Source organism: Actinocorallia sp. A-T 12471 (assembly GCF_033875155.1).
GTDB lineage: Bacteria > Actinomycetota > Actinomycetes > Streptosporangiales > Streptosporangiaceae > Actinocorallia.
In genome coordinates, this window is the sequence record NZ_JAWZTE010000011.1 from 262,603 (window position 1) to 282,240 (window position 19,638).

Sequence of the window (19,638 nt, forward strand, 5' to 3'; positions counted from 1 at the left end):
CGGGCCTATGATTCCCGCGAGATGGTGGAGATTCGGGCTCTGGGCGCCCTGGAGGCCCGGGTGGGCGGGAACGTCGCCGACCTAGGGGGGACCCGTCAGCGGGCCGTCCTGGCGCGTCTGGTGGCCGCGCACGGCCGGATGGTGCCGGTCGACCGGCTGATCGAGGATCTTTGGCCCGGTGAGGCCCCGCCGCGAGCTTTGGCGGGGGTGCAGGCGTTCGTGTCGCATCTGCGCCGCGCGCTTGAGCCGGGCCGTCCTCCGCGCACCCCTGCGGGCGTCCTGGTGACGCGCGCGCCCGGATACGCGCTCGTCCTTGACGAGGCGGCCGTCGACGTGTGGCGGTTCGAGGCGCTCGCGTCGCGCACCGCCGATCCGGCCGAGGCGCTGGCGTCCGCCGAGGAGGCTTTGGCGCTATGGCGCGGCCCCGCCTACGCCGAGTTCACCGACCTGCCCTGGGCCGAGGCCGAGGCCGCCCGTCTCGACGGACTGCGCCTCACCGCCGTCGAACGCCGTGCCGCCGCCCTGCTCGACGCAGGGGAGGGGGCACGCGCGCTCACCGACCTTGAGGCGCACACCGCAGAGAACCCCTTGCGCGAGGAACTCTGGCGGCTGCTGGCGCTCGGCCTCTACCGGGCCGGAAGACAGGCCGACGCCCTCGCCGCGCTGCGCAAGGTCCGCGACCTGCTCGCCGACGAGCTCGGCGTCGATCCGGGACCCGCGCTGCGGAAGCTGGAACACGACATCCTGCGGCAGGACACGGCCCTTGCCGCCGCGGCCCCCGCTCCCGCCGTCCGTGCCGTCGCACCCCCGCCGCCGGAACCCGTTCCCCTCCCGCAGGAAGAGCCGCTCGTCGGACGCGAAGATGAGGTAGGCGAGGTGCTGGCGGCGGTCCGCGCGGGACGGCGTGTCGTGCTCGTCTCGGGGGAGGCGGGGGCCGGCAAGACCGCGTTCGCCGACCGGATCTGCCGCGACCTCGCCCGCGAGGGCTGGCGGCACGCCCGAGGCAGGACCCCCGAGGTCGACGGCGCGCCCGCCGCCTGGGCGTGGGCGGAACTCCTGCGCGCCCTGCACGCGGTGCGTCCCGCGCCCGACGCGCTCGCGCCCATGCTCGACGACGACACGCCCGCGCCGTCCGCCGACCCGTCAGTCGCGCGGTTCAGGCTGCACCGCGCGATCGGCGGCTACCTCGCCGACCTCGCCCACGCCGCGCCGCTCGCGGTCGTCCTCGAGGACCTGCACCGCGCCGACACCGAGACCCTCGGCCTGCTCGCCGGACTGCCCGAGCGCGCCCCCGACGTGCTGTTCATCGGCACGTTCCGCTCGACCGAGCCGAGCGAGCCGCTCGCCGACGCGCTCGCCGCGCTGGCCGGGCGCGAACCCGTCAGGATCGCGCTCGGCGGGCTGCGCGCCGACGCCGTCGCCGACCTGGTGCGCAGGGTGTGCCGCCGCGAGGTCGACGCGGCGACCCTCGCCGCCGTCGCCGAGCGCACGGCGGGGAACCCGTTCTTCGTGCGCGAGACCGCGCGTCTCCTGGACGCCGAAGGCCCGGACGCCGCTTTGCGCGAGGTGCCTTCCGGCGTCGGCGACGTGCTGCGCCGCCGCGTCGCGCGGCTTCCCGCGACCGCCGCGACGGTGCTGCGGACCGGCGCGGTCCTCGGCCGCGAGGTCGATCTCGACGTGCTCACCCGGGTGTGCGAACTCGGCGAGGACACCGTCCTCGAGGCGCTCGAGGCCGCGCTGATCACCGGTCTGATCACCGAGGACGAGACCGGCGCGCGCTTCGCCCACGTGCTCGTCCGCGACACCCTGTACGGCGAGCTGTCACGGCTGCGCAGGGCGCGGCTGCACGGCCGCGTCGCCAACGCGCTCGAGGAGCTGCGGCCCGGCGACAGCGCGGCCCTCGCGCACCACCATCTCGCGGCGGGCACCCGGCTTGACCGCGCTGTGGTGCACGCCTCGCGCGCCGCAGAGGCGGCCGAGGCGAGGTTCGCGCACCGCGCGGCGGTCGAGCTGTGGGCCAGCGCGCTTGAGGCGCACACAAGGACGGGCGGCGCGGTCGCGGGCCGGATGGAGCTGACGGCCCGGCTCGTGCGCGCGCTTGTCCTCGCCGGTGACGTGATGACGGCACGGGTCCGCCGCGACGAGGCCGTCGCCGCTCTCGAAGACCTCGCCAAGGCGGGCCCCACGGAGGTGGAGCTCGCCGCGCGCGTCCTCACCGCGTTCGATACGCCGATGCTGTGGGCCAACCGTCCTTACGGGCTGCGTGACGACCGTCTCGTGGCGACGATGGAAGCCGTCCTGGAACGGCTGCCGCGCGGGGAGACGAGGGTGCGGCTGCTCACGTCGATCGCCCTTGAGCTCGACGGCGACGCCTCGGGCAGGGGAGTGGAAGCCGCCGAGGAGGCTGTGGCGCTCGCCCGCGACCTCGGAGGCGGCAAGATCCTTGTGCACGCGCTGAACGGCCTGTTCAACAACAGCTACCGCGGCGCGGGGGACGTCGTCGTACGCGAGGCGATAGGCAGGGAGATGGTTGAGCTCGCCGAACGGCACTCGCTCGGCGAGTACGTGGCGCTCGGCCATCTGTCGCTGCACCAGAACGCGTGCTGCCGCCTCGACTTCGAAGCCTCCAGGGCGCTGCATGAGCGCGGCGTCGAGCTGGCCCGCAGGTACGAGCTGCCGTTGCTGGTGAACCTCGCGTCCTGGCGGCCGTGCCTGGACCACACCCTCGCGGGCCGCTTCGACGAGGCGGGCGCGCACGCCGAAGCCGTCGTCGCGGGGATGGCGGGGACCAGCTCGTTCGGCGCGGAGGCGGCGATCGCCTGGTGCGTCAGGTTCGCCATCATGTTCGCGCGCGACAGGCTCCCCGAGCTGATCGACGAGTCCCGGGAGCTGTGGCGGGGCTGGCCCTACGGCGCGGCCTGCGACGCCTACGCGCTGACGCTCGCGGCCGGGGGCAGGCTCGAGGAGGCCCGCGAGGTCTTCACGCACATCTCGCCGATCCGCCGCGACTACCTGTTCGACCTGCAGATCTCGCTGCGCGCGCTCGCCGCGATGGCCGTCGGCGAGGACGCCGTCGCCGAGGACGCCTACCGGCTGCTCCTGCCGTTCGCCGACGGGTTCGTCGGCACGTTCACCACCGCCGTCGCGGTGTGCCCCGCCGCGTGGGTGCTCGGCGAGGTCGCGACCCACCTGGGGCTGCCGGAGGCGGCCGCGCACTACGCGCGCTCGGCGGAGGTGGCGCGCAAGGCGGGGTCGGACTTCTGGGTGCGGCGCAGTATGGCGCGTCTTGCCTGATTCGGGGGTTTCGCTGCGGTTTATGATTCCCGCGAGATGGTGGAGATCCGGGCTCTGGGAGCCTTTCAGGCGCGGCTCGGCGGCGCGGCGGTGGACCTCGGCGGAACCCGTCAGCGGGCCGTCCTGGCGCGTCTGGTGGCCGCACGGGGCCGGATGGTGCCGGTCGACCGGCTGATCGAGGACCTGTGGCCGGGGGAGGCCCCTCCGCGAGCTTTGGCGGGGGTGCAGGCGTTCGTGTCGCATCTGCGCCGCGCGCTTGAGCCGGGACGCCCTCCGCGCACGCCCGCCGCGGTGCTCGTCACGCGGCCGCCGGGGTACGCGCTCAAGGTCGGCGACGGCGCGGTCGACGTCTGGCGGTTCGAGGAGCTGGTCCGCGAGAGCGCCGAGCCGCGCGACGCCTGGGAGCGCGCAGAGGCGGCGCTTGAGCTGTGGCGCGGGCCCGCGTACGCGGAGTTCGCCGACCTGCCGTGGGCGGAGGCCGAAGGCGTCAGGCTCGAGGAGTTGCGGCTGACGGCGGTCGAGCGCAGGGCAGCGGGGATGCTGCGCGCGGGAGCCGCCGCGCAGGCGCTGCCCGACCTTGAGGCGCACACGTCCGCACACCCCTTGCGCGAGGAGCCATGGCGGCTGCTGGCGCTCGGCCTCTACCGCGTCGGAAGGCAGGCCGACGCCTTGTCCGCGCTGCGCAAGGTGCGCGAGCTGCTCGCCGACGAACTCGGCGTCGATCCCGGCCCCGCCCTGCAGAGGCTGGAACACGACATCCTGCACCAGTCGGACGCGCTCGACGCGCCCGAGACCGTGCCGCGTGTGAGCCTCGTGCGGACCCGTCGGGCCGAGGCCGAGGCCGTCGAGCCGGAGCCACTGCTGGGCCGGGAGGCCGAGGTGGCCGGGGTCGTGGAGGCGGTCCGCGCGGGCCGTCGGCTGGTTCTCCTGGCGGGCGAGGCGGGGGCGGGCAAGACCGCGCTCGCCGACCGGATCTGCCGCGACCTCGCCGCCGACGGCCTCCGCTCGGCCTGGGGCCGCACCCCCGAGGTGGACGGCGCGCCCGCCGCCTGGGCGTGGGCGGAACTCCTGCGCGCCCTGCACGCGCGCCATCCGGCCGCCGACTCGCTGCGTTCTGCGCTGTCCCCACTGCTCGACGACGCCGCGTCGCCTTCCGGAGACCGTTCGGTGGCGCGCTTTCGGCTGCACAGGGCGGTCGGGGCGTACCTCGCCGATGTCTCGGCCGCCGCGCCCCTCGCCGTCGTCCTCGAGGATCTGCACCGGGCCGACGACGAGACCCTCGCGCTGCTGGCGAGCCTTCACGAGCAGGCGCCCGGCGTCGTCGTCCTGGGCACCTACCGGCCGACGCAGCTCACCGACGCCCTCACCGACGCGCTGGCGACGCTCGCCAGGTATGAGCCGGTCCGGGTGGATCTGACAGGGCTCGCGCCCGAGGCCGTCGCCGCGCTCGTGCGGCGGATGTGCCGGCGCGAGGTGGACGCCGCGACCCTCGCCGCCGTCGCCGAGCGCACGGCCGGGAACCCGTTCTTCGTCCGGGAGACCGCGCGTCTGCTCGACGCCGAAGGCCCCGAGGCCGCCTTGCGCGAGGTGCCTTCCGGGGTGGTCGACGTGCTGCGCCGCCGCGTCTCCCGGCTTCCGGCGACCGCGCGGACCGTGCTGCGCACCGCGTCGGTCGTCGGCCGCGACGTCGATCCCGACCTGCTCACCGAGGTCTGCGGCGTGGACGACGACACCGTCCTCGACGCCCTGGACGCCGCCCTCATGACGGGCCTTGTCGCCGAAGACGGCCCGGGTATCCGCTTCGCCCACGTCCTCATCCGCGACACCCTCTACGGCGAGCTGTCCGTGCTGCGCAGGGCACGTCTGCACGGGAGGGTCGCAGCCGCCTTGGAGAGACGGCCCTCCGCCGACGCGTCCGCCCTCGCCCACCACCACCTCGCGGCGGGAACCGACCTAGCGAGGGCCGCCCATCACGCCGCCCGTGCGGCCGAGGCGGCTGAGGCGCGCTTCGCGCACCCGCAGGCGGCCGAGCTGTGGACGTCGGCCCTTGACGCCCACACACGCGCGTCCGGCGACGTCCGTACCAAGATGGAGTTGACGGCCCGGCTCGTGCGCGCGCTTGTGCTCGCCGGAGACGTCATGAAGGCACGCGAGCGCCGTAATGAGGCCGTCCCGGAGCTTGCCAGGCTCGGCGATCCCGAGCTGACGGCGAGGGTCGTCACCGCGCTCGATACGCCCTCGCTGTGGAACAGCCACAGCTACGGCGTCCATGACGAGGAGCTTGTGGCCGTCATGGAGGAGGCAGTGTCCCGGCTGCCGCGCGGGGAGGCCAAGGCGCGGCTGCTCAACTCGATCGCCCTCGAGCTGGAGAACGACGAGCAGGGCAGGGGGAGCAAGGCGGCCGAAGAGGCCGTCGCGCTGGCGCGTGAGCTGGGCGGCGGGGAACTGCTCGCGCACGCGCTGCACGGCATGTTCACCAACCGGCACCGCTCGGCGGCCGACCTCGCCGTCCGCGAGGAGATCGGCAGGGAGCTCGTAGAAGTCGCCGAACGGCACGCGTTGGGCCCCTATCTCGCCCTCGGCCACCTGTGCCTGTACAAGACCGCCGCCGGACGCCTCGACTTCACGACGGCCGACCACCATCTCGCCGAGGGCAGAAGGCTTGCCCGTCGCTACGAGATGACGCTCCTTGTCAACATCTCCGCCTGGGCCCCCTGCCTGCGCCTCGCCCTCGCAGGACGGCTCGCGGAAGCCGAGGCCGAGTACGACGCGGTGCTTACCGCGATGCTCAGGACCAGCGTGTGGGGCGGCGAGGTGGCGATCTCCTGGGCGGGCAGGCTCAGCCTCCACCTCATGCGCGACACCGTCGCCGACCTGCTCGGCCCCGCCGAGTCGCTGTTCCGGCTGATGCCGCGCGGAGCCGTCCGGGACGCCTACGCCCTCACCCTCGCCGCCTCCGGAGACCTCGCGAAGGCGAGGGAGGTGTTCGACGCGTCGGAGCGCATCCGCACCGACCACCTGGAAGACCTCAACATGGCCGTGCGCGCGCTAGCGGCCGTCGCCTTGGCGGACAGAGCCGCCGCCGAAGAGGCATACACAAGGCTCCTGCCGTATGCCGAGTACTTCATAGGGACGACCACCGGAGCCGTCGCCCTGTGCCCGGCCGGGTGGGTCCTGGGGGAGGCCGCCTCCCTCCTCGGCAGGCCGGAGGCGGCCGAGCACTACGCACAGGCGGCACGGGTCGCGCGCAAGGCGGGGTCGCGTTACTGGGCGGAGCGGTCGCTCGCTCAGCTCCCGTAGACCGCGCGGAGCAGCCTCGCGTAAGACGGCCCGAACAGGCGCAGCACGAGCCGCATGGGCGCCCCGGCGTCGGCGAGCAGCCGGGCCCGGTCGGCGGGCTCGCAGGAGGCCGCGATGAACGGCACGAGCCACCGCAGATGCGACGGCTTCGCGCCCTTGCGAATCCGCGCCTCGCAGGCCGCCCACTGCTCGGCCGTCAGATAGCGGCGCACGATCGGGAAGACCGTCGCCTCCTCCTCGGTGATGTGCTCGTCAAGGAGGTCGCGCAGATCGGCGAGGGCCTTGGCGCGGGCGGTCCCCCGGGCGGCGCGGACCCGGTCGAGACACGGGTCGATGGCGCCGTGGTCGTCGGTCAGCGGGGCGAGGTCGATCGCGGCCCCGGCCGCGGCGACGATCACCGGCCAGACGATCTCGTCCTCGCTGGCGTGGTGGGCGTGGATCTCGTGGAGCAGGCTGTCGAGATGACGGCGCAAGGCCGCCTCGCGCTCGGGCGGGAAGGGCGCGTCGCCCTGGGCCGCGGTCAGGTCCGCGAGCCGCCGCACCTCGGCGCGCATGCCCCGGTGGATCGTCGTGAAGATGGTCAGGTCGGGTTCCCCGCCCCCGACGCGGCGGGCGCTGTCGCTGTTCATGACCCCACTGTCGGCCCGTGCCCTTGCGGGGCTCTTGCGGTGTGCTTGCCGCCGCCCTGGTCCGGCCATCGGCCCGGATACGGGAGAATCGGAACGTGACCACGCCAGACCAGCCCGACTTCAGATCCGGATTCGCCTGTTTCGTCGGGCGGCCCAACGTGGGCAAGTCGACGCTGATGAACGCGCTGGTCGGCGCGAAGGTGGCGATCACCAGCAACCGGCCGCAGACCACGCGCCGCGCCATCCGGGGCATCGTGCACCGCGCCGACGCCCAGCTCGTCATCGTCGACACCCCCGGCCTGCACCGGCCGCGCACCCTGCTCGGCGAGCGGCTCGACAGCCTCGTGCGCGGCACCCTCACCGAGGTCGACGTGATCGGCTTCTGCGTCCCGGCCGACGAGAAGGTCGGCGACGGCGACCGCTACATCGCCAGGGAACTCGCCGGGATCAAGGGCACCCCGGTCGTCGCGATCGTCACCAAGGCCGACAAGGTCGCCCCCGAGCAGCTCGCCGAACAGCTCATGGCCGTCGACAAGCTCGGCTCCTGGTCCGACATCGTCCCCGTCTCGGCCGTGGGCGGCCTCGGCGGCTCCTCCGCCACGCCCTACCAGCTCGACGTCGTCGCCGACGTGATCATCGACAAACTCCCCGAAGGCCCCCCGCTCTACCCCGAAGGCGACCTCACCGACGAGCCGGAACAGATCCTCGCCGCCGAGTTCATCCGCGAAGCCGCCCTGGAGGGTGTGGAACAAGAGGTCCCCCATTCCATCGCCGTCGTGGTCGACGAGATGACCCCCCGCCAGGGCCGTCCCGACCTCACCGACATCTACGCCCACATCTTCGTGGAACGCCCAAGCCAGAAAGCCATCCTCATCGGCCGCAAGGGCCAACGCCTCCGCCAGGTGGGCACCCAGGCCCGCCACCAAATAGAGGCCCTCCTAGGCACCCGCGTCTACCTGAACCTCCAGGTCAGCGTAGCCAAAGACTGGCAACGCAACCCCAAACAACTCCGCCGCCTAGGCTTCTACGACTAACCCCACCCAGCCAGCCGACCATTCAATCACCCCGCCCCGTCACCGTGCGGCTCGCCAACGGGCAGCCGCACGGTGTGGTCACCGAAGTCCGCGACGAGATCCAGACGCCCACCGAGCGCCTGGACGTACCGCGCGATGACGTCCAGCGCGGCGTGTTCACCGTGCTCGATCTGCGAAACACGCGCGACGCTGACCCCCATCCGCGCGGCGATGTCCTTCTGGATCAGCCCTGCCTGCCTGCGAGCCTCAGCGAGCTGATGCCCGCGCGCCTCAGCGAGCAGCCGCCGCGCCCCGTCCTCAACCTCAGCGGGCGTGACACCTGCCGCATACAACTCAGCCTCAAGCGTCTCCCAGTCTTCCGGAACCGGCATGTCACTCCTGTCCTTCGATCGTGTACGCGATGTACAGGCGTTCGGCGACCGGGATGTTGTCGCGGTACCAGCGTTCCCAGTTGCCCGCCTTGTCACCGCCCAGCAGCAGCAGCGCCGACCGGGACGGGTCGAACGCGAAGATTATCCGGATCTCCGACCGTCCTCGTGACCCAGGGCGCAGCTCCTTGAGGTGGTGCACCGCCGACCCCTTGAGCCGATCCACCAATGGTCGGCCCAGCGTGGGGCCCTCGTCGCGAAGCGCTTTCGCGCTTACTCGTCTTGGCTGGTTCCGGGGGTGCTCCAGACGCGCGGATACACGACGGCCGTCTTTCGCACGATCATGCGCCGCACCGATGCGCCTGACGACGTTGACGCGGCGGTGAGCGCGCGGATGCAGCGTCAGAGGGTGCTGCGGGAGGGAGACCATCGGTTCGCGTTCGTCATTGAGGAATCCGTCCTGCGGACTTCGGTGTGTGAGCCGGAAGACCATGCCGCGCAGCTCGACCATCTGGCCATCTGCGCGGCCCTCCCATCGGTGAGCCTCGGCGTCATCCCCATGGGCCACCAGCGCCGCCGTTGGCCTGTGGAGGGCTTCTGGATCTTCGATGACGAACAGGTCAACGTGGAGCTGGTCTCCAGCTACCTGACCATCACCCAACCCCGCGAGATCGCCGACTACGCACGTGCTTTCTCTGATTTGTCGGAGATGGCCGTCTATGGCGCGCGGGCACGCGCCCTGATCGACTCCGCGCTAGACGCCCTCGCGTAGCGGGCGTGCAAGTTCGTGCACGTTCGTTGAGGGCGGTCAAGCCCGCTTCCTACCGTCGTCCCTAGGAGGCCGAACGTGCCGAATGGGGGTTGGGGATGGTCGAACAGGAAGCGCTGACAGCGCCGGTAGCCGAGAGGCTGGGGCGGGTCGTGACGGCGCGGCAACTGCTGAATCTGGCCGCAAGAGCGGGGGCCGTCGGTGAAGTGGAAGCGCTCGGCGGCTCGGCTGTGCGGGTGCTTCCGGTGAGCGACGCGGAGTTGTACGCGGACGGCTTCACCGTCGATCCGGCTGAATCGGCTCCGCTGGAGTATCGGGGGCCGCTCGAAGAGCCCCCGGCGGCTGTTGTCGCCGGGGAGGTGGGGCGCATCGTCGGCGAACTGCTGGACGTCGCCGACCAAGTCCGACTCTGCCCGCAATGCCCCAGGGCAATCGGCGGGCTGTGCTTCGAGCACTTCGGCGCGGTCCGGGGAATTCTCCCTCCGGAGAAGAGCGGATGACGCTCTCCGGCCAGCTCAGCAGCCTGATCCTCCACCTCGCCACCGGAGGCGCGACGTGCATCCTCTTCGGCATGCTTCTTGGACACCTAGGAGCTGACGGTTTGGGCTGCGGGGCGGTCGGTGTGTGGAGGGTTAGGGGTGGGGTGGGGCTGTGCGGGGGGTGAGGGTGGGGAGGGGGTTTTGGTGGGTGTAGAGGGTTAGTTTGCCGCCCTTGTATTTCCACGTTTGGGTGGGGGTGAAGCCTTCGGATTCCAGGGCTTGGCGTTTGGCGGGGGCGGTGGATTTGGAGCCGGGGAGGAAGGCTACGCGGTTGTCGATCAGCCAGACTCGGGGGGCGGTGGTGAGGGCGGTGGGGTAGGCGGGGCGGGGGAGTTCGCGGCCCTTGAGGTCGCCGGTTTTGGTGGGGGGGGTTTTGAGGAGGATGTCGTCCAGGTCCTGCCAGGTGGTGGGGTAGGTGGCGAGGACGGGGCGGAAGCGGATGTCGGTGAAGATGAGGGCGTCGCCCGGGGCCTTGTGGGTGGCGATGATGGTGGTGAGGGTGCGGAGGTCGTCCACGCGGGCGTCCTGGCGGCGGACGGTGAGTTGGGCGGGGACGGTCGCGGTGATGGCGATGGCGAGGCCGGCCCAGGTGAGGGGGCGCCAGGGGAGGAGGGCAAGGGCCGCGGCGATGAGGAGGGCGGCGGCGGGGACGCAGTAGAGGAGGTAGCGCTGGACGTACAGGGGGGAGATGAGGGAGACGCTCAGGAGGAGGGCCGGGGGGAGGAGCAGCCAGGGGAGGGCTACGGGGGTGACGGGGGAGCGGCGGATGACCGCGTAGGTCATGAGGGCGAAGGCGGGGACGGCGAAGTAGGGGCCCCAGCCGAGGGCTTCCAGGAGGTTGGTGAAGCCGTTCCAGGTGGGGGGTTCGATCCAGCTGACCTGGTAGCGCTGGGCGGAGGAGGCGTAGGCGAGGACCGAGAGCGGGATCATCGCGGACGCCGTCGAGATCAGGTAGGGGCGCCAGTCGGAGCGGCGGGTGATCAGGTGGGCGGGCAGGAGCAGCAGGGCGAAGAGGTGGGCCGCGCCCAGGAGGACCACCGATAGGGCGTAGAGGGCCCAGCCGCGTCGGGTCGAGGCGCGGAGCAGGAGCCAGGTCGCGAGGGTGGCGAGGGCCATGACGATGGCGTACTGGCGGGCTTCCTGGGCGTGCCTCGCGACGAAGGGGGAGGCGGCCACCAGCAACCCGGCGATCAGGCCCACCTGGTCGGAGACGAGGCGGCGGCCGATCAGGGCGGTCAGGCCCGCCGCTGCGGCGGCGGCCAGCGCCGACGGGAGGCGCAGCGCGATCACCGAGTCGCCCGCGACGGCGGTCCAGCCCTGCATGAACACGTAGTAGGCCGCGTGGACGGCGTCGATCTCCTGGAGCACCGCGGCGAGCTGACGCAGGGAGCGGTTCGCCAGGTCGGCGGTCACCGCCTCGTCGCGCCACAGCGAGGGGGTGTCGAGACGCCAGAGCGCCGCCGCCAGGCCCGCCAGGGCGGCGAGCACGGGCAGGGCGGCGGCGGGGAAGCGGGTGGGACGGGTGTTCATCGCGGGACCGAGGCTACAGGCGAAGCGCGATCCGCGACGATCCATCCGGATTTCAGGGGATCAACCGTGTGACGTGGAGTTTGTGGTGATCGTGGGCGGGAGCAGGGGCGGGCCGGGGTTACCCTTGCGCCGGCACGTCTCTGGTCATATCGCCCACACGGTGCCGGGTCCCTCTGTACGTTGACTTTCGCGACCCTTGGAAGGGAGATCCCGTTGTTCGTCCTCTTCGGGATATCGGTCCGCTTCCGGACCGTGGGCGAGGGCATGTTCCACTGCCCGTCGTGCGGCGGCGATCGCCGCTACCGGCGACGGGCCGGACGGCGCTACGTCACCGCCGTGCTGCCCCTGATCCCCCTCGACCGGCTCGGCCACACCGTCCAGTGCCGGGCGTGCCGCACCCGCTTCAACACCGGCGTCCTGCGCACCCCCACCGCCGCCCGGATGGAGTCGGCGCTCCCCGCCGCCGCCCGCGCCGCGTGCTGCCTGGCGCTGCTGGCCGGCGACCCCGCCGACACCGCAGCACGGGTCCGCGCCGTCGACGTCGTGCGCGGCTACGGCGAGGACGCCTACGGCCCCGAGGAGCTCGCGGGCGACCTCGACATGCCCGAGTCCTACCAGCTCGAGGAGATCGCCGCGACGGGCGCGCAGCTGGCGGTCGAGGCCAAGGAGTGGTTCCTCGCCCAGATCGTCAGGGTGGCGCTGGCCGCCGGCGAGCTGTCCACCGGCCAGCGCGACGAGCTGCACCGCATCGCCGGGACGCTCGGGCTCAGCCCCGCCCACGCGCTCGGCGTGATCCTCACCACCGAGGGCGCGTCCCGATGAGCGCGGCCCCGCGCACCGCCCTGGTCCGGGCTCCCGGACCGAGGCTTGCCGAGGGCCTGCTCACCCATCTCGACCGCGCGCCGGTCGACCTCGCCGCCGCCCGCGCCCAGCATGACGAGTACGTCGGGGCGCTCGCCGACGCCGGGTTCGCCGTCCGTTTCGTCGAGCCCGCCGACGACTGCCCCGACGCGGTCTTCGTCGAGGACACCGCGGTCGTCTCCGGGAACCGCGCGGTCCTCGCCGCGCCGGGCGCGCCGGAGCGCAGGGCCGAGGTCGCCGGGACCGAACGCGCCCTGCGCGAGCTCGGCCTTGAGATCCACACGCTCGGCGAGGGCTGCACCCTTGACGGCGGCGACGTCCTGCGCGCCGGGGACACCTGGTACGTCGGCAGATCGAGCCGCACCGACGACGAGGCCCTGTGCAGGTTCGCGCCGCTGATGCCCGGCCGCCGCGTCGTCGGCGTCAAGGTCGGCGGGGTGCTGCATCTGAAGACCGCGATGACGGCGCTGCCCGACGGCACCCTCATCGGCTCGCCCGACCACGTCGACACCGCAGGGCTGCCCGGCCTGCTCGTCGCGCCCGAGCCGTCCGGGGCGCGGGTGCTGGTCCTCGGCGACGACCACGTGATGGTCGCGGCGAGCGCGCCGCGCACTGCGGCCCGGCTGCGCGCCGACGGCTGGCGAGTCACGGTTCTTGACATCGGCCAGTTCGAGGCGCTCGAGGGCAGCGTGACCTGCCTTTCCGTGCTCATCTGAAAAGTACCCTTCCAGTACGTCCCGCAGGGTGAGACTCTTCAACGCGCCGTGATTCACCGTTTGTTCACATGGTGGTACTTCGGTAATGCGCAATTAACATACGGACGGGATACGCGAAATACGGCTCCCGGAAGTTGTTCCCGACAAACGACGGGGAACCACGCCCGAGGAGAGCAAGTTGCGCATTACCCCCCTGCGGAAAATGGCGGTCCTGCTTACCGCGTCCGCACTCGCGCTCACCGCCTGCGGCGGCGCCGAGGAAGAGTCCGGCGGCGGCGACGCGAACGCCAACGAGATCAAGGTCGGCATCCTGCACTCCCTGAGCGGCACGATGGCGATCAGCGAGGTGACGGTCCACAACTCCGAGCTGATGGCGATCGAGGAGATCAACGCCAAGGGCGGCGTGCTCGGCAAGAAGATCGTTCCGGTCGTGGAGGACGGGGCCTCCGACTGGCCGACCTTCGCCGAGAAGGCGCGCAAGCTCATCCGCAGCGACAAGGTCGCCACCGTCTTCGGCGGCTGGACCAGCGCGAGCCGCAAGGCCATGCTGCCGGTGTTCGAGCAGGAGAAGGGCCTGCTCTGGTACCCGGTGCAGTACGAGGGCCTGGAGTCCTCGCCCAACATCTTCTACACGGGCGCGACCACCAACCAGCAGATCATCCCCGGCCTCGACTACCTCAAGTCCGAGGGCAAGAAGAAGATCTTCCTGGTCGGCAGCGACTACGTCTTCCCGCGCACCGCCAACAAGATCATCAAAGCCTACGCCGAGGCCAACGGCATGGAGGTCCTGGGCGAGGAATACACCCCGCTCGGCCACACCGAATACGGCACGCTGGTGTCGAAGGTAATGGACGCCAAGCCCGACGCAGTTTTCAACACCCTGAACGGTGACAGCAATGTCGCCTTCTTCAAGCAGTTCAAGGCCGCCGGTGGAACTGCCGAGAAGCTGCCCGTCCTTTCGGTGAGCATCGCCGAGGAAGAAGTCGGCGGCATCGGCGTCGACAACATCGTCGGCCAGCCCGTCGCGTGGAACTACTACCAGACCACCGAGGGCGAGGCGAACACCAAGTTCGTCGAGGCGTTCAAGAAGAAGTACGGCTCCGACAAGGTCACCTCCGACCCGATGGAGGCCGGATACAACGCCGTCTACCTGTGGGCCGCCGCCGTCGAGAAGGCCGGCAGCACCGACGTCGAGGCCGTCAAGAAGGCAGCCGACGGCATCGCGCTCGACCTGCCGGAGGGCAAGGTCACCATCGACGGCGCCACCCAGCACGTCTACAAGACCGCCAGGATCGGCGTCATCCAGTCGGACGGCCTGATCAAGGAGGTGTGGAACTCCGGTGAGCCGATCAAGCCGGACCCGTACCTCAAGGACTACCCCTGGGCGGCCGGTCTCTCCTAGGCCCCCGCGCTGAACCGCATGGACACCGGGGCCACCCCGCGCGCCGACCACGGGTCGGGCGCGGAGTGGCCCTCCCGCATGCACGTAGCCCGCATGCCAGAAGAAAGGAGGGGAAAACCATGCTCAGCCAGCTTCCCATCGGCCTCAGCATCGCCGGTGCGCTGCTGCTCATCGCGCTCGGCCTGACGTTCACGTTCGGGCAGATGGGCGTCATCAACATGGCGCACGGCGAGTTCATCATGGCCGGCGCCTACACCGCCTACATGCTCCAGGGCTTCGCCGACGACCAGGCCGTCATCGTCGCCCTGCCCGTCGCCTTCCTCGTCGCGGGAGGGATGGGCCTGATCCTCGAACGGCTGGCCATCCGGAGATTCTACGGACGGCCACTTGACACACTGCTGCTCACGTGGGGCGTCAGCCTCGTCCTCCAGCAGCTGGCCAGGCAGCTCTTCGGCGCGCCGAACGTCAACGTGACCGCGCCCGGCTGGCTGTCGGGCCGCCTCACCCTCGGCGACGTCGCCATCCCCTACACCCGGCTGTTCATCATGGTCCTCGCGGTCGCCTGCGTCGTTGCGATCTGGGCCTATATGAACCGTTCCAAGCAGGGCCGCAGGATGCGCGCGGTCATGCAGAACCGCGAGCTCGCGGCGTGCTCGGGCGTGGTCACCGAGCGGGTCGACCAGTTCACGTTCTTCATCGGCTCGGGCCTCGCGGGCGTCGCGGGGGTGGCGCTCACCCTCATCGGCCCGATCGGCCCGACGCTCGGCACCAACTACATCGTCGACGCGTTCCTCGTGGTCGTCGCGGGCGGGCTCGGGCAGCTGCGCGGCGCGGTGATCGCGGCGGTCGCGCTCGGCATGATCCAGTCGTACGCGGAGTTCTGGACGAACGCCAGCGCGGCCAAGGTGCTGGTCTTCGCGGCGATCATCGCCTTCCTGCAGGTCCGTCCCCAGGGCATGTTCGTCCTGCGTTCGCGGGCGCTCACATGACCGGGCTGAAGCGGGGCACGACCCCGTTCGACGTGCGCGCGTTCCTCACCGGCAGGTACCGGGGATATGTGGCCTTCGCCCTTGTCGCCCTCCTGCTGCTCGCCGTCGCCCCCGCGGCGCTCGACCCGTTCCGGCTGAGCCTGCTCGCCAAGTACCTGTGCCTGGCCATCGCCGCGCTCGGCATCGGCCTCGCGTGGGGCCAGGGCGGCATGATGACGCTCGGGCAGGGCGTCTTCTTCGGCCTGGGCGGCTACGCCATGGGCATGCACCTGAAGCTCAAGGAGGCAGGCGAGAACGGCCTTCCGGACTTCATGACGTGGAGCGGCGTGGAGGAGCTGCCCGCGATCTGGGAGCCGTTCCGCAGCCCGTTCTTCGCCCTCACGATGGTCGTGGTGCTGCCCGTCGTGGTGGCGACGGCGCTCGGCCTGCTGGTGTTCCGGCAGCGGGTGCGCGGGGCGTACTTCGCGATCCTCAGCCAGGCGCTCGCCGCCGCGTTCGTCATCTGGCTGGTCGGCAACCAGGGCCTCACCGGCGGCACCAACGGGCTCACCAACTTCTACGACGTCTTCGGCATGTACCCCGAGGACGACTCCACCAAGCTGACGTTCTACTTCGTCGTCGTCATCGCCGTCGGCGTCCTGTACCTGGTGGCCAGGCACATCGTGCGCAGCCGCTTCGGCAGGCTGCTCGTGGCGATCCGCGACGGCGAGGACAGGGTCAGGTTCCTCGGCTACAACCCCGCGACGGTCAAGACCATCACGTTCGCGGTGTCGGCGGCCATGGCGGGCATCGCCGGGGCCCTGTACGTCCCGGTCGTCGGGATCATCTCCCCGGCGCTGCTCGGGGTGGTCCCGTCGATCGAGCTGCTGGTCGCGGTCGCGATCGGCGGCAGGTTCTCGCTGTTCGGGGCGCTGCTGGGCGGCGTGCTCATGAACTGGGCGCGCACCACGTTCTCCGAGAGCTGGCCGGACGGCTGGACCTACGTCCAGGGCGGCCTGTTCATCCTGGTGATCATGCTCGCGCCCAAGGGCATCGCGGGCCTGGCCAGGCAGCTCGGCGACGTCGCCGCGCGCCGCCGCGCCAAGACCCCGCCCGCTCCGGCGGCACAGGAGCCCGAGGTCAAGAAGGAGGTGCCGGTATGACCGAGGAGGCGCAGCCGACGCCCGAGACGCCGACGGTCAAGTCCGGCGGCCTGCTGGAGATCCGCGACCTCATGGTCGTCTTCGACGGGTTCAAGGCGATCAACGGCGTCGACCTCACCGTGGGGGAGGGGGAGCTCAGGTTCCTCATCGGCCCCAACGGCGCGGGCAAGACGACCCTCGTGGACATCATCACCGGCCTGACCAAGCCGACGTCCGGGACCGTGACGTTCGCGGGCACGTCGCTGGTCGGCCGCAAGGAGCACCAGATCGTCCGGATGGGCGTCGGCCGGACCTTCCAGACATCCGTGGTGTTCGAGGAACTCTCGGTCCTGGAGAACATCGACCTCGCCGCGACCTTCCGCAACCCGCTGGTCAAGCTGCTGCGACGGCGAAGGACCGTCTCCGACGAGGTCGCCGCCGCGCTGGAGACCATCGGCCTGAAGGACCTCGCCGACAAGCCCGCCGGCATCCTGTCGCACGGCCAGCGCCAGTGGCTGGAGATCGGCATGCTCATCGCGCAGGGCCCGAAGCTGCTCCTCCTCGACGAACCCGTCGCGGGCATGAGCAAGGACGAGCGCGAGCGCACCGGCGAACTCCTCACCGAGATCGCCAGGGACCACACGGTGATCGTCATCGAGCACGACATGGAGTTCCTGCGCCGCTACGCCTCGACCGTCACCGTCCTGCACGAGGGGACGGTGCTGGTCGAGGGCGACGTCGCGGCGGTCCAGGCCGACCCGAGGGTCCAGGAGGTCTATCTGGGCCGCAAGAAGGAGGACGCCGCGTGATGCTCCAGGTGGAGGGGCTGGAAGCCGCCTACGGCAGGGCCCGCGTGCTGTTCGGGATCGACTTCGCGGTCGACGCCGGTCAGCTCATGTGCGTCATGGGCCGCAACGGCGTCGGCAAGACGACCCTGCTCAACGCGGTCATGGGCGTGCTGCCGCCGACGTCCGGCAAGGTGGTGCTCGACGGCAAGGACGTCACCCGGATGAAGACGCACGAGCGGGTGCGGCTCGGGATGGGCTACGTGCCGCAGGGCCACGAGACCTTCCCGCAGCTCACCGTCCAGGAGAACCTCCAGGTGACGCTGGAGGCCACCTCCCACCGGGACAAGGGCGCGCTCGACGAGGCGCTCGACGCGTTCCCCAGGCTCGTGCCGCTGCTCAAGCGCAAGGCGGGCTTCCTGTCCGGCGGCCAGCAGCAGCAGCTCGCGATCGCCCGCGCGCTGGTGACGCGCCCCCGGATGCTCATCCTTGACGAGCCCACCGAGGGCATCCAGCCGAACATCGTCCTGGAGATCGAGGACGCCATCGAGCGCCTGCACGCGAGCGGGCTGGCGATCCTCCTTGTCGAGCAGTACCTCGAGCTCGCCCTCCGCCTTGCCGACCGATTCGTCATCCTCGAAGGCGGTTTGGTGACGCACTCGGGCGAAAAGGAAGACCTCAGAGACGAGGGCATCGGCAGAATGCTCGCCGTGTGAGGACTCACAAACCCACATAACCGCGCCGGTGAGAGTTGCCGTGAGGGCGCCCTGGCGTCCGCCCGTAGGCCCCCAGGGCCGAAGGGCGGACGCCAGGTTCTCAAAGCGCCCGAACAGCCGATGTGCCGTGCCCGCGAGCCCCCAGGCGAGCGGGCACGGCACATCGGCCGACGAGCTCAGTACTTCTTGGCGTTCAGGGCCTTCATGATGCGGGGCCAGGCGGTGTGGAACTCGCGGTTCCAGTAGGCCCAGTTGTGCATGCCGTCGCCGTAGACGTTGGCGGTGTGCGGGATGCCGAGGGCCTTGAGCTTGGTGACGAAGGACTTCACCGTGACGCCCACGAGGGCCTCGCCGATGCCGCCGACGACCTGCCACTGGGTGCCGCCGACGACGCCCAGGTCCTCCAGGACGTCGTTGAACGACGCGTCGAGCGGGCCGGGGCGTCCGGTGGTGCCGGAAGAGATGTACATGCCGACGCCGCGCAGGTTCGTGGCGAGGTAGTACGGGTCGTGGGACAGCCAGTTGGCCCGGTCGGCGACGGGGTCGCCCCACTTCTGCTCGGGGCTCGCGCCGGTCGGCGAGCCCATGTCGCCGAGTTCCATCATGGTCGGGATGCCCGGCTTGGTCATGTGCAGGATGCCGCTGAACGACGCGGCGTACTTGAACAGTCCCTTGTGCCGGGCGGCGTAGGTGATGGCGCCCTGGCCGCCCGAGGAGATCCCCATCACGGCGCGGCGCGTGCCGCCCCGGTAGTTGCGCTGGATCAGCTGGACGACCTCCGAGGCGTGGAAGGTCTCCCAGTTGACGACGCCGCCGCCCTTGGGCCGCAGCCAGTCGGTGAAGCCCGCCGCGACGCCGCCCTCGGGGCAGACGACAAGGACGTCCCAGGCCGCGGCCCAGTCCTTGAGGTCGGTCATGACGTCCCAGCCCTGGTAGTCGCCTTCGCCTCCGCCGCCGTAGACGTACAGGACGGGCCAGGTGCGTCCGGCGTTCTTGCTCCAGCCGCGCGGCAGGAAGAGCCTGACCTTCGGCTTCATGAAGGGGATCGACGGCGTGTCGATCGTGAGGTCGAGCGTGCGCGCCCTGACCTCCTGTTCGTCGATGACGTTCGCGCCGGTGTCGGCGGGGGCCGCGTACGCCGCGCCGGGGCGCGCGACGGTGATCATGCTGGTGAGCGCGATGCCGCCGAGAGCGGTGCGCCTTGTCACGGAGTGCACGGTTCTGCCCCTCGGGGTGGGCCGAGTCGGATTTGTTGGACTCATTGTCTGTTGCGGGGAGAACCTAGCGGAACATCCTGCTAACCCGCCACTCGTATCACTCTGGGTGACGGTTATGGACGTTTCGTCCTGGCGGCGGTCACGACCGGTGGTTGACACCGGTTGACCTATCCACTTGCATTGCAGAATGCGCTGTGAAAGATCAATAGAGACCCCGGGGAAGGCCCCGGTTATGCCTCTTTATCAATGGCGAATGGAACATTCCGCGCCCGGGGCGGCCGCGCACGGCTCCGGGGCGCACAGGGGGCCTGACCGTATGATTCACGGTCGAGCCGGAAAGTTCGGATGACTTTCGTGAGCGTCGTCAC

General features: G+C 71.1%; 17 protein-coding genes. 12 read left to right on the top strand and 5 right to left on the bottom strand.

What is annotated here, in order from left to right; translation table 11 throughout:
- Positions 1-21: 21 nt before the first annotated feature.
- Both R9X44_RS27275 and R9X44_RS27280 read left to right on the top strand, forming a co-directional pair.
- Positions 22-3,294: a BTAD domain-containing putative transcriptional regulator gene (locus R9X44_RS27275; RefSeq protein ID WP_319817151.1), complete on the top strand. Its 3,273-nt coding sequence runs from the start codon at positions 22-24 to the stop codon at positions 3,292-3,294.
- Positions 3,295-3,330: 36 nt separating this feature from the next.
- Positions 3,331-6,594, top strand: coding sequence for a BTAD domain-containing putative transcriptional regulator (locus tag R9X44_RS27280; protein WP_319817152.1), 3,264 nt, complete (start codon positions 3,331-3,333; stop codon positions 6,592-6,594).
- Here the strand turns inward: R9X44_RS27280 and R9X44_RS27285 are convergent.
- The gene (locus R9X44_RS27285; protein ID WP_319817153.1) at positions 6,582-7,223 is read right to left on the bottom strand and encodes a hemerythrin domain-containing protein; all 642 of its coding nucleotides are present in this window, start codon (positions 7,221-7,223) and stop codon (positions 6,582-6,584) included. The genes R9X44_RS27280 and R9X44_RS27285 overlap by 13 nt on opposite strands.
- A gap of 95 nt (positions 7,224-7,318) precedes the next feature.
- Between R9X44_RS27285 and era the strand changes: the two genes are divergently transcribed.
- Positions 7,319-8,257, top strand: coding sequence for a GTPase Era (gene era / locus R9X44_RS27290; protein ID WP_319817154.1), 939 nt, complete (start codon positions 7,319-7,321; stop codon positions 8,255-8,257).
- A gap of 26 nt (positions 8,258-8,283) precedes the next feature.
- Here era and R9X44_RS27295 read toward each other — a convergent pair whose 3' ends face one another.
- Positions 8,284-8,628 carry a helix-turn-helix transcriptional regulator gene (locus R9X44_RS27295; RefSeq protein WP_319817155.1) on the bottom strand — a complete coding sequence of 115 codons (345 nt, stop codon included), beginning with the start codon at positions 8,626-8,628 and terminating at the stop codon, positions 8,284-8,286.
- Between the two features lies 1 nt (position 8,629).
- Positions 8,630-8,851: a type II toxin-antitoxin system RelE/ParE family toxin gene (locus R9X44_RS27300; protein WP_319817156.1), complete on the bottom strand. Its 222-nt coding sequence runs from the start codon at positions 8,849-8,851 to the stop codon at positions 8,630-8,632.
- Between the two features lie 72 nt (positions 8,852-8,923).
- Between R9X44_RS27300 and R9X44_RS27305 the strand changes: the two genes are divergently transcribed.
- Entirely contained in the window at positions 8,924-9,397 is a 474-nt protein-coding gene (locus tag R9X44_RS27305) for a DUF5753 domain-containing protein (protein ID WP_319817157.1), read from the top strand.
- A gap of 95 nt (positions 9,398-9,492) precedes the next feature.
- On the top strand, positions 9,493-9,894 hold the full coding sequence (locus tag R9X44_RS27310) for a hypothetical protein (RefSeq protein WP_319817158.1): 402 nt from the start codon (positions 9,493-9,495) through the stop codon (positions 9,892-9,894).
- Positions 9,895-10,026: 132 nt separating this feature from the next.
- Here R9X44_RS27310 and R9X44_RS27315 read toward each other — a convergent pair whose 3' ends face one another.
- Positions 10,027-11,463, bottom strand: coding sequence for a glycosyltransferase family 39 protein (locus R9X44_RS27315; protein ID WP_319817159.1), 1,437 nt, complete (start codon positions 11,461-11,463; stop codon positions 10,027-10,029).
- 213 nt (positions 11,464-11,676) lie between these two features.
- On the opposite strand from R9X44_RS27315, the gene R9X44_RS27320 reads away from it, so the two are divergent.
- The 7 genes from R9X44_RS27320 to urtE all read left to right on the top strand — a co-directional run bounded on the left by R9X44_RS27320 (position 11,677) and on the right by urtE (position 18,053).
- A complete protein-coding gene (locus R9X44_RS27320) occupies positions 11,677-12,285 on the top strand; it encodes a hypothetical protein (protein WP_319817160.1) in 609 nt (202 codons plus the stop codon).
- A complete protein-coding gene (locus tag R9X44_RS27325; protein ID WP_319817161.1) occupies positions 12,282-13,040 on the top strand; it encodes a dimethylarginine dimethylaminohydrolase family protein in 759 nt (252 codons plus the stop codon). Before R9X44_RS27320 ends, R9X44_RS27325 begins: the two co-directional genes overlap by 4 nt.
- A 202-nt stretch (positions 13,041-13,242) precedes the next feature.
- On the top strand, positions 13,243-14,442 hold the full coding sequence (urtA, locus tag R9X44_RS27330) for an urea ABC transporter substrate-binding protein (protein ID WP_319817162.1): 1,200 nt from the start codon (positions 13,243-13,245) through the stop codon (positions 14,440-14,442).
- 119 nt (positions 14,443-14,561) lie between these two features.
- A complete protein-coding gene (urtB, locus tag R9X44_RS27335) occupies positions 14,562-15,431 on the top strand; it encodes an urea ABC transporter permease subunit UrtB (protein WP_319817163.1) in 870 nt (289 codons plus the stop codon).
- Positions 15,428-16,573 carry an urea ABC transporter permease subunit UrtC gene (gene urtC, locus R9X44_RS27340; RefSeq protein WP_319817164.1) on the top strand — a complete coding sequence of 382 codons (1,146 nt, stop codon included), beginning with the start codon at positions 15,428-15,430 and terminating at the stop codon, positions 16,571-16,573. The genes urtB and urtC overlap by 4 nt, the downstream gene beginning before the upstream one ends.
- A complete protein-coding gene (urtD, locus tag R9X44_RS27345) occupies positions 16,570-17,361 on the top strand; it encodes an urea ABC transporter ATP-binding protein UrtD (protein WP_319817165.1) in 792 nt (263 codons plus the stop codon). The genes urtC and urtD overlap by 4 nt, the downstream gene beginning before the upstream one ends.
- On the top strand, positions 17,361-18,053 hold the full coding sequence (gene urtE / locus R9X44_RS27350) for an urea ABC transporter ATP-binding subunit UrtE (RefSeq protein WP_319817188.1): 693 nt from the start codon (positions 17,361-17,363) through the stop codon (positions 18,051-18,053). Before urtD ends, urtE begins: the two co-directional genes overlap by 1 nt.
- Positions 18,054-18,229: 176 nt before the next feature.
- Here the strand turns inward: urtE and R9X44_RS27355 are convergent, their stop codons facing one another.
- Positions 18,230-19,261 (bottom strand): alpha/beta hydrolase family protein, encoded by a 1,032-nt coding sequence (locus R9X44_RS27355; RefSeq protein ID WP_319817166.1) that lies wholly within the window; start codon positions 19,259-19,261, stop codon positions 18,230-18,232.
- Positions 19,262-19,638 lie beyond the last annotated feature (377 nt).

What these genes read in the sequence shown, in the direction of transcription:
- R9X44_RS27275 (WP_319817151.1), top strand. Translation starts at nt 22, where the DNA reads ATGGTGGAGATTCGGGCTCTGGGCGCCCTGGAGGCCCGGGTGGGCGGG.
- R9X44_RS27280 (WP_319817152.1), top strand. Translation starts at nt 3,331, where the DNA reads ATGGTGGAGATCCGGGCTCTGGGAGCCTTTCAGGCGCGGCTCGGCGGC.
- R9X44_RS27285 (WP_319817153.1), bottom strand. Translation starts at nt 7,223, where the DNA reads ATGAACAGCGACAGCGCCCGCCGCGTCGGGGGCGGGGAACCCGACCTG.
- R9X44_RS27295 (WP_319817155.1), bottom strand. Translation starts at nt 8,628, where the DNA reads ATGCCGGTTCCGGAAGACTGGGAGACGCTTGAGGCTGAGTTGTATGCG.
- R9X44_RS27310 (WP_319817158.1), top strand. Translation starts at nt 9,493, where the DNA reads ATGGTCGAACAGGAAGCGCTGACAGCGCCGGTAGCCGAGAGGCTGGGG.
- R9X44_RS27315 (WP_319817159.1), bottom strand. Translation starts at nt 11,463, where the DNA reads ATGAACACCCGTCCCACCCGCTTCCCCGCCGCCGCCCTGCCCGTGCTC.
- R9X44_RS27325 (WP_319817161.1), top strand. Translation starts at nt 12,282, where the DNA reads ATGAGCGCGGCCCCGCGCACCGCCCTGGTCCGGGCTCCCGGACCGAGG.
- urtA (WP_319817162.1), top strand. Translation starts at nt 13,243, where the DNA reads ATGGCGGTCCTGCTTACCGCGTCCGCACTCGCGCTCACCGCCTGCGGC.
- urtB (WP_319817163.1), top strand. Translation starts at nt 14,562, where the DNA reads ATGCTCAGCCAGCTTCCCATCGGCCTCAGCATCGCCGGTGCGCTGCTG.
- urtC (WP_319817164.1), top strand. Translation starts at nt 15,428, where the DNA reads ATGACCGGGCTGAAGCGGGGCACGACCCCGTTCGACGTGCGCGCGTTC.
- urtD (WP_319817165.1), top strand. Translation starts at nt 16,570, where the DNA reads ATGACCGAGGAGGCGCAGCCGACGCCCGAGACGCCGACGGTCAAGTCC.
- urtE (WP_319817188.1), top strand. Translation starts at nt 17,361, where the DNA reads ATGCTCCAGGTGGAGGGGCTGGAAGCCGCCTACGGCAGGGCCCGCGTG.